General features: G+C 66.6%; 12 protein-coding genes. 6 read left to right on the top strand and 6 right to left on the bottom strand.

Annotation, left to right across the window (positions count from 1 at the left end):
• Together AC1D34_RS30150 and AC1D34_RS30145 are read right to left on the bottom strand one after the other, a co-directional pair.
• Positions 1–735, bottom strand: a 735-nt coding sequence (locus AC1D34_RS30150; protein WP_476826187.1) for a hypothetical protein, incomplete at its 3' end; no start/stop codon positions are given.
• A 117-nt stretch (positions 736–852) separates the two neighbouring features.
• Entirely contained in the window at positions 853–1,098 is a 246-nt protein-coding gene (locus tag AC1D34_RS30145) for a hypothetical protein (protein ID WP_113518228.1), read from the bottom strand.
• Positions 1,099–1,309: 211 nt separating this feature from the next.
• Here AC1D34_RS30145 and AC1D34_RS30140 point away from each other — a divergent pair, with 211 nt between their 5' ends.
• From AC1D34_RS30140 to AC1D34_RS30115, 6 genes are all read left to right on the top strand, one after another.
• Positions 1,310–1,453: a hypothetical protein gene (locus AC1D34_RS30140; RefSeq protein WP_441504727.1), complete on the top strand. Its 144-nt coding sequence runs from the start codon at positions 1,310–1,312 to the stop codon at positions 1,451–1,453.
• A 1-nt stretch (position 1,454) separates the two neighbouring features.
• Complete coding sequence (locus tag AC1D34_RS30135; RefSeq protein ID WP_476826186.1) at positions 1,455–1,769, top strand: hypothetical protein; 315 nt, start codon at positions 1,455–1,457, stop codon at positions 1,767–1,769.
• A gap of 5 nt (positions 1,770–1,774) precedes the next feature.
• Positions 1,775–2,320: a hypothetical protein gene (locus AC1D34_RS30130; protein WP_441504729.1), complete on the top strand. Its 546-nt coding sequence runs from the start codon at positions 1,775–1,777 to the stop codon at positions 2,318–2,320.
• A 3-nt stretch (positions 2,321–2,323) separates the two neighbouring features.
• Positions 2,324–2,500: a hypothetical protein gene (locus AC1D34_RS30125; protein ID WP_441504730.1), complete on the top strand. Its 177-nt coding sequence runs from the start codon at positions 2,324–2,326 to the stop codon at positions 2,498–2,500.
• Positions 2,501–2,674: 174 nt separating this feature from the next.
• Positions 2,675–3,679: an ABC transporter substrate-binding protein gene (locus AC1D34_RS30120; RefSeq protein ID WP_441504731.1), complete on the top strand. Its 1,005-nt coding sequence runs from the start codon at positions 2,675–2,677 to the stop codon at positions 3,677–3,679.
• Between the two features lie 193 nt (positions 3,680–3,872).
• Positions 3,873–4,217, top strand: coding sequence for a hypothetical protein (locus tag AC1D34_RS30115; protein ID WP_441488667.1), 345 nt, complete (start codon positions 3,873–3,875; stop codon positions 4,215–4,217).
• 41 nt (positions 4,218–4,258) lie between these two features.
• Here the strand turns inward: AC1D34_RS30115 and AC1D34_RS30110 are convergent, their stop codons facing one another.
• The 4 genes from AC1D34_RS30110 to AC1D34_RS30095 form a co-directional block, all read right to left on the bottom strand.
• Positions 4,259–5,251, bottom strand: a complete 993-nt coding sequence (locus AC1D34_RS30110; RefSeq protein WP_441504732.1) for a succinylglutamate desuccinylase/aspartoacylase family protein — start codon at positions 5,249–5,251, stop codon at positions 4,259–4,261.
• 149 nt (positions 5,252–5,400) lie between these two features.
• Entirely contained in the window at positions 5,401–6,396 is a 996-nt protein-coding gene (locus AC1D34_RS30105; RefSeq protein WP_441504733.1) for an ABC transporter ATP-binding protein, read from the bottom strand.
• On the bottom strand, positions 6,389–7,369 hold the full coding sequence (locus AC1D34_RS30100; RefSeq protein WP_441504856.1) for an ABC transporter ATP-binding protein: 981 nt from the start codon (positions 7,367–7,369) through the stop codon (positions 6,389–6,391). Before AC1D34_RS30100 ends, AC1D34_RS30105 begins: the two co-directional genes overlap by 8 nt.
• Positions 7,370–7,380: 11 nt before the next feature.
• Positions 7,381–8,106 (bottom strand): ABC transporter permease (locus AC1D34_RS30095; protein ID WP_476826185.1); only part of this gene is annotated, 726 nt, incomplete at its 5' end.

Genomic DNA, 8,106 nt, shown 5'->3' with positions numbered 1-8,106 from the left:
GATCTCAAGCATCCTCGCCATCGCCGGCGGCCTTTTCAGCCTGCCGCTGGCATCGTCCCCCACGGTTCCGCAGACCGGCAGGATGCTGATCTCGTCGTCCATGGCGATCGCGGTGAGGCCGAAGCTGTAATCGGGGAAGCGCGCCTTGAGATGAGCGAGCAGGCGAGGCTTGGCCGCGCCGAACTCCGCCTCCCGGCCGAGCGGCGGGAAGATGACGAACTGCGTGGCGTGTTCGAGCCCCTCGGTCCAATGGCGGTTCATGCGCTCCTCCTGAAGCTCGGCACGAGGGTGATGGTCGTGCCGAGCCCGCCGCGCTCGCGGCAGGCCGAGCAGGAGAGCCGGTTGTCGGGGGCGCATCAGGGTCCGCGTGCCCTGCCCGATCACCTCCTGGATTGCGCCCGGCCAGATCCGCTTCGTGCGCCCGCAATCCTCGCATGGAATGTCCAGCAACGCCCCCGCCCTGATCTCCAGCAGCCGCGCCATTGCCGGCGGCGTCTTCAGCCCTCCGCTGGCATCCTCGCCCACGAGACTGAGGCTGGTCCGGATGCGCTCACGGAGGGCGCTTCGTGCCTCGCCGGACAGGCCAAGCGTCTCGCGCATGAAGCCCCGGAAGAACGGTGCAAACGCCAGGGGTGTCTGATCGATCGGCGGGATGCTGCTGCATAGCTGCGGCATATGCCGGGGCACATGCTGCAGCATGTGCTGGGGCATTGCCGCGGCAGATGCTGCAGGCATGCCAATCACAATCACAATCACATACAACAGTATCTAACGATCCTGTTGTAGGGCGCGCCAGGGCGCCGCCGGCCATGTTCCGATCCTGGGTTGCCTGACGTCGGTTCGCTGGAATCGTCATGCGCTCCTCCTGAAAATCGGCACGAGGTTGATGTTCTTGCCGAGGCCGCCGCGCTCGCGGCAGACCGAGCAGGACAGCCGGTTGTGCAGGCCCATCAGGGTGCGCGTCCCCTGCCCGATCACCTCCTGGATCGCGCCCGGCCACATCCGCTTCGTGCGCCCGCAATCCTCGCATTGGATGTCCAGCGACGCGACGTAAGACAGTTCGGGCCGCTCACCACTTCCCGAATAGGCCAGGCTCATCACACATCCCTTCTGTTCGTGTTATGTTCTCATTTAAGCCAGAGGGCGGAGGACAAGTCGAGTCTCGATCGACGGTGCGCCCCGGGCGATTTCGATAACTTTCATTATTGACACGATGATAATTTAAGTTATCATTCCAGTATCGAACGGAGAGGCGCGCCGCCCATCGGGCTGGCAGCGCCCTCCCCGGAGGGAGAGCGGGATGACGGGGATGAGCGAGATCAGTTTTGTCAGCACGGACGGCGATCGCGAGACCATCCGGCGGAGCGGCGAACGCGCTGGCGCGGCCGGGCAGCCAGCGGCTGACCTCTCGCCGCGCTGCGCCAAGCCCGCGGCCACGCTGCCGGGGGCCTGAGATGGCCCRCAACTTCCCGGTGAGTATCGAGACGCTGGAACTCGGTCATGACGACCGGTCGGAGGGGTTTTACGAGCTGGTGGTCGGCACCGATGCGGAGGCCACCTTCTTTGATCTCCAGGCGATGACCAGCGACGGCAAGACGGTGCGCTCCGGGGAATGGCGCTGGGGCATGGCGCAGGAATGGATCGCGATCCAGGCGCTGCGCAAATTCAGCCAGCTGCATGAGGCGATGATCGAGGCGACCAGCCCCGATGCCCGCGCCGCAGCCTATGCCGATTTCACCCGCGCCCGGCGCCTTGAGGCCGCGGAGTGAGCGCCATGGCGACGACCAGCCTTTCCAAACCCATCGCCTCCGAGGATTCGCAGATGACCCCGATCGCCATCAGGGAGGCCTTGCGCACGATTGCGGGGGAAGCCGGGCCGGCGGCCTGGGCCGATCTCTCGGTCAGCACGGAGCATCCGGATGAGTCCGCCGTGCGCGGCGTGCTCTACCCCGGGGGGATCGCTGCCGGCCATTGCATCCATGGCCGGGGCCCAAGTTTTGCCGAGGCGCTGGAGGATCTCCGCAGCAACTGGGCGCAGGCCCGTTCGCTCGCGGACACAAACAGCATCCGCAGGATGGCGCTCGCGATCATCGAGATCACCGGCGACCAGGGCGAATGCGCTGATGCGGCGCTGCGCGGCGCCGGCTTCGACCAGCAGCAGATCGCGCGCCTTGGCGCGCTGGCCTGCGCGGAAGCGACCCGGCTCGCGGCCGGCGGGCCGTTCCGGATCATCACTATCACGGGCGCGAATGCGCAAGCCGCCGGCCTGCCAGTGCCGTTCCGCGCCGACATCACCCACGCACTGCCGCTTGGAGGCTGACCGATGGCACCGACCATCCTGGAATATCTGATCGCCGCGCTGGTCGCCCTGATCCTCCTGGGGGCGCTGATGATGCTGTTCATCCGCGTGCTGTTCTGGAAGCCGATCCCAGACGAGGACTGGTCGCAGCACGGCGACGAGCGCCGGTTCGACCAGCGCTATCGCGATGCGGGCGAATGAGCGCGGCGCGACGGGTCCCCCTGGCCATTCCGGCGGCGCGCCGCAACCGCGGCCCCCGGCAGGGTTTGCTACCAAACGGCGCATTGATGCGTATGATGGGGAGCCGCTCGTGTCCGGCCGATCCGTCGACGAGAGGCCTGCTCCTGCTCAAGGCTGAGACCTGTGGAGTGACCGATGAAGCCAAGCTGGCGTCTCGCTTTCAGCCCCGTCCTCCTGGCCGGCCTTGTTCTGTTGGTCAGCCTCGTTCTTCCCGGCAATTCCGCCCATGCGCAAACGGGGCGCAAGCCCGCCCGGATCGGCTGGATTTCCCTGTTTCCGCTGGCTCAGGTCGAGAGCTATCTTGGCGCCTTCCGAAGCGGCCTCGCGGCCGAAGGCTATATCGAGGGCCGGAACATCGAAGTCCTCGCGCACTCGGCCGACGGRAATCCGGAACGGCTATCGGCCGTCGTCGACGAGCTCATCGGCCTCAGGCCCGATGTGATCATCGCTCAAGGCACGGCCATTTTCGGCCTGCGGGGGCTGACCGAGATCCCCGTCGTCTATGGCTTCAGCGGCGACCCCGTCGCGGCTGAACTCACCGACAGCCTGGCCCGCCCAAGCCGGAACCTGACGGGCGTCAGCTTCATGGCGATCGAGTTGAACGAGAAGCGGCTCGATCTCCTGCGGATGGCCGCGCCACAGGCCAGGAGGGTCGTCCTCATGGGCGACCCCGTCCATCCCGGCGCCGCGCTCGAAATCGCCGCGTCCCAGGCCATGGCACGCCAGCTCGGGATGGAGCTTCGGTGGGTTCCGACGCGCAATGTCCAGGAGGTCGGCGACCTGCTTGCAAGCCTCGCCGGGCATCCGCCGGACGCGCTCGTGGTGCTGCCTGACAGCGTCATGCTGCAGAGCCAGAAGCAGATTGCCGCGTTCGCCTCGGCGCACCGGATCCCCGCCCTATCCGGCTGGAGCACGTTTGCCCGCAGTGGCGGGCTCCTGACCTTCGGTCCTCGCCTCGAGGAGAGCTTCAAGAGGCTGGCCTATTATGCCGCTCGCATCCTCAAGGGAGCCAAGCCCTCCGAGCTGCCGGTTGAACGATCCTCCGAGTTCGAACTCGTGCTCAACCTCAGGACGGCAAGGCAGATCGGTCTGATCATACCCGATGCCTTGATCGCCCTGGCCGACGAAATCATCGACTGATCTCGCAGCGAGGCTGCCACGCAGGTGAGGCCGACCCGAAGCGGGCACGTGCCGATGCGCGTGGCAAGACTGCAACGGCTCCCGGCCGTATCAAGGGCCGCGTCGTATATCCCCTGAAGCCGCTTTGAAAATCGACAGTTGCACCGGACTATGCTGAGCTTGTCGCTGTCGGGTCGCGGGGGCTTGAGTCGCCATGAGAAGTCAGGCCTTGCTCGCGCTGGCGTTGGGGGCCGCCCTGTCGGGCTGCGCCAATTCCGTGCTGATTGATATTCCCGACGGCATCAACGCCCCGACCGGGCCGATCAAGTACTCGGTCGAGAAACTCGGCCTCTACAGCCATCTCCTGAAGATCCACACCAAGCGCGAGTTTGACGAGCCGCGCGCCTCGGTGGTGCTGCGCATGGATTCCTTCGCGAACCGCTATGCGTCGACGATCTGTCCATACGGTTTCGACTTCAACGACAATTCCGATCCGCCGGGCGGCCTGACCGACCGCCTGCTGCAGACCCAGAAAACCTATTCCTTCACCTGCTTCTGAGGCCGGGCAGAAGGCGGCGCCCCCCTGCCCGGCCGATAGCATCAGAGCGTTCTGGCGCTCTTCACCCCGAAATAGCAGATGCCTTCGCCGGGCTTGGCCGTCGTGCTCGGGAAGATGATGTAGCCGGCTTCCGGCGCGGTCACGGCCGCGCCATTGGCGCGGCGCGCGATCACCTGGCCCTTGGCGAGCGCGTCGCCGGTCTTCCAGTCGCCCTCGACCTTGTCGCCCTCGGCTTCGCAGATGATCACCTGCGTGATGTGGATGACGGTCCGGCCAGCGGTTGAAGGCGCCGGGGCATCGATCAGGCCGAGATGGGCGAGCGCGTTCAGGATCGCGGCATAGCCGATCTCGATCGAGGCCGGGTCGTCATGCGAGCCGCATTCGAGCGTCACGCCATAGCCGCCGGCAAAGCGCATATATTCGGTCGTGCCATAGCCTTCGGTGACCGAGAGGCGCGGCAGGTTCAGCTCCTCGCGGGCCGCGATCAGCCTGGCGTAATTGTCGAGCCAGCCATGGATCACCACCGGCACGCCGAGGCAGGCGGCAAAGGCGCCCTCGGCCTGCGCCTGGCGGAACGGCTCGAGCTCGCCCCGGTTGTCCTCGGGTCCGAAGAAGACGAAGGGCTCGCCCTCGCCCCGGAAGGAATGCACATCGAGCAGGACCTCATGCTGGCGCAGCAGCGCGCAGATGTGGTTGCCGATCCGGTCCTCGTAATTCGCCGGCAGCGGCTTCTCGCGCATGTCGCGGTTGAGGTTGCGGTCGCCCTCGCGGGTCTTCAGCCGGTAGGCCTTGGGGTTGGCGATCGGCAGGAAGGTGACCTCGCCGCGGCGAATGACCAGCTTGCCGGAGCGGCACTCCTCGATGATCCGGCGGATGGCGTTGGGTCCGCAGGTCTCGTTGCCATGGACGGCGCCGAGCACGATCAGTTTTGGGCCGGCGTTGAGGCCGGTGAAGCGGATGCTCTCGAGCGGGCCCTCATCGAGGCCAGCAGCGGCCTGAGCCGGGGCGGAATGGTTTGGCATGGGCTTGGCCATGGGTCTTGTCCTTCGGATGATCAATAATGCTGACGCGGTTAGATCATCGGACTGGAAATCGTATCCGGTCCGACGATCTAGTCCTTTGTGTTTGCATCGGCTTTGTCCCGAAAACCGCAATCCACTTTTCGGGCCGATGCTTAGGCCGCTCAGACCAGTTCTGCGGCCCTGATGCAGCGGACCTCGTGCGGGACTGCGTGCGCGCCACCGATCGAGGCCAGCGGCGGCGTCGGCAGGGCGCGGCAGCCCTCCCGCATCTCGGGGCAGCGCGGGTGGAAGCGGCAGCCGGAGGGCGGCTCCAGCGGGTTCGGCACCTCGCCCGACATTTTTACCGCCAGCCCGTGGTTGAACGGGTCGGGGATCGCGGCGATCAGCGCGCGCGTATAGGGGTGGCGCGGCTCAGTGAAGATCGTGTGCCAGTCGCCGGTCTCGACGATCCGGCCGAGATACATCACCGCGACGCGGTCGCTCATATGCTCGACCACACCGAGATCATGGCTGATCATGATGTAGGAGAGCGAGAGCGTGTCCTTGAGCTCGAGCAGCAGGTTGATGATCTGCGCCCGGATCGAGACGTCGAGCGCCGAGACCGGTTCGTCCAGCACCACGATCTTCGGCTTCAGGATCAGCGCACGCGCGATGCCGATGCGCTGGCGCTGGCCGCCGGAGAATTCATGCGGATAGCGCTCGGCCTGCTCCGCCCGCAGGCCGACATGGCGCATGATCTCGGCGATGCGGTCGTCGACCTCGCTCTTCGTCGTCACGCCATGCATGCGCAGCGGCGTTTCCAGCGTCCGGCGCACCGACTGGCGCGGGTTCAGCGAGGAATACGGGTCCTGGAACACCATCTGCGCGATGCGGGCGCGGGCCTTGCGGTCGACGCCGGGCGCCGCGATGTCCTGCCCGTCGAGAATGACGCGGCCGCGCGTCGGCGCCTGCAGGCCGAGGATCGAGAGCGCCAGCGTCGATTTTCCGCAGCCGGATTCCCCGACGAGCCCAAGGCATTCGCCCTTGCGCAGCACGAGATCGACACCGTCGACGGCATGGACGGTGCGGCGCTTGCCACCGAACAGCCCGCCGCCGAGATCGAACTTCACCTCGAGGTCCTCGACCTTGAGGATGGTCTGGTCGCCCGTGTCACTCATGATGATGGCACCTCACCAGGCCGTCCTGCGGCAACGGCGTCACTCCGGGATCCTGCGCCACGCAGATCTCGGTCCTGGCATAGCAGCGCGGGTTGAAGCGGCACCCGTCAGGAAAAGCCGTCACCGCCGGCACGACGCCGGTGATCTCCTTGAGCTTGTGGCGGCCATGGCGGGCGCGCGCACCCAGCAGCGGCAAGGAGGCGACGAGGCCCTTGGTATAGGGGTGGCTCGGCGTGCGAAAAACCTCCTGCGCCGGGCGCTGCTCGACGAGGCGGCCGGCATACATCACGCCGACGCGGGCGCACATATTGGCGATCAGGCCGAGATCATGGCTGATCATCAGCACCGCCGTGCCCTGCGCCGCCGAGAGATCGCGGATCAGGTCGAGGATCTCGGCCTGGACGGTGACGTCGAGCGCCGTCGTCGGCTCGTCGGCCAAGAGCAGGTCCGGCCGGCAGGCGAGCGCGATCGCGATCATCACGCGCTGGCGCATGCCGCCCGAAAGCTGGTGCGGAAAATCCTTGACGCGCCGGTCCGGCGCCGGGACGCGGACATTGGCGAGCGCCTCGACCGCCTTGGCTTCAGCCTCGTGCCAGGTCGCGCCCTTGTGCAGCACGAACATCTCGGCGATCTGGCGCCCGACCGGCGAAAGCGGGTTCAGCGCCGTCATCGGTTCCTGGAAGATCATCGAGATGGCGTTGCCGCGCAGCTTGCGCATCTCGCCCGCCGAGAGGTTCTGGATCTCGCGGCCCTTGAAGCGGATTGTGCCGCCGCCGATCGCGAGCGGATGCCTGAGCAGGCCGATCAGCGAGAGCGCGGTGATGCTCTTGCCGCAGCCGGACTCGCCGACGAGGCCGAGCGTCTCGCCGCGGCCGATGGTGAAGGAGACATCCTTCACCGCCGGGAAGCGCCTCGCACCGACGATCAGGTCGAGCCGCAGGTTCTCGACTTCGAGAAGCGCCTCGCCACTCATGCCCGTCCCATTCATGCGCGTCGCGCCCGTGACTGCGGATCGAGGATGTCGCGCAGGCCGTCGCCGAGCAGGTTCAGCCCGAGCACGGTGACGAAGATCGCCAGGCCCGGGAAGACCGAGATCCAGGGCGCGGTGGTGATCTGGTCGCGCGCATCCGAGAGCATGCTGCCCCAGCTCGGGAAGGGCGGACGGATGCCGAGCCCGAGGAAGGAGAGCGCGGCCTCGGCCAGCACCGCGCCGCCCATGCCGAGCGTGCCGATGACGATGATCGGCCCCAGGATATTGGGCAGGATCTGCGTCACCATGATGCGGATATCGCTGTAGCCCAGCACCTTGGCGGCCTGGACATAGCCCTGGTTCTTGAGCGAGAGCGTCGAGGCGCGCGAGAGCCGGCAGGTATAGGACCAGTTGGTCAGGCCGAGCGCGATCAGGAGGCTGGTCAGGCCGGGGCTCAGGATCGCCATGATCGCCAGCGCGAAGATCAGCGAGGGGATCGCCAGCATCATGTTGGTCAGGCCGCTGACCAGATCGTCCCACCAGCCGCCCCAATAGCCGGCCGACAAGCCGAGTGCGACGCCGATCACCGTGTTGATCAGCTGCGAGACGATGCCGACCGTCAGCGAGATGCGGGCGCCGTGCAGCACGCGGCTGTAGATGTCGCGCCCCTGCGCATCGGTGCCGAACCAGAATTCGCTGCCGGGCGGAACCTCGGCATTCATCAGGTTGGCGTCCATGAC

The sequence above is a fragment of the Allobosea sp. P1_A7 genome (genome assembly GCF_056406775.1).
This window is presented reverse-complemented; position numbering and strand designations above follow the sequence as displayed.

Coding starts and splice junctions, on each gene's coding strand:
- AC1D34_RS30110 (WP_441504732.1), bottom strand. CDS start 5,251: ATGGCCAAGCCCATGCCAAACCATTCCGCCCCGGCTCAGGCCGCTGCT.
- AC1D34_RS30130 (WP_441504729.1), top strand. CDS start 1,775: ATGGCGACGACCAGCCTTTCCAAACCCATCGCCTCCGAGGATTCGCAG.
- AC1D34_RS30145 (WP_113518228.1), bottom strand. CDS start 1,098: ATGAGCCTGGCCTATTCGGGAAGTGGTGAGCGGCCCGAACTGTCTTAC.
- AC1D34_RS30100 (WP_441504856.1), bottom strand. CDS start 7,369: ATGAGTGGCGAGGCGCTTCTCGAAGTCGAGAACCTGCGGCTCGACCTG.
- AC1D34_RS30105 (WP_441504733.1), bottom strand. CDS start 6,396: ATGAGTGACACGGGCGACCAGACCATCCTCAAGGTCGAGGACCTCGAG.
- AC1D34_RS30115 (WP_441488667.1), top strand. CDS start 3,873: ATGAGAAGTCAGGCCTTGCTCGCGCTGGCGTTGGGGGCCGCCCTGTCG.
- AC1D34_RS30140 (WP_441504727.1), top strand. CDS start 1,310: ATGAGCGAGATCAGTTTTGTCAGCACGGACGGCGATCGCGAGACCATC.
- AC1D34_RS30125 (WP_441504730.1), top strand. CDS start 2,324: ATGGCACCGACCATCCTGGAATATCTGATCGCCGCGCTGGTCGCCCTG.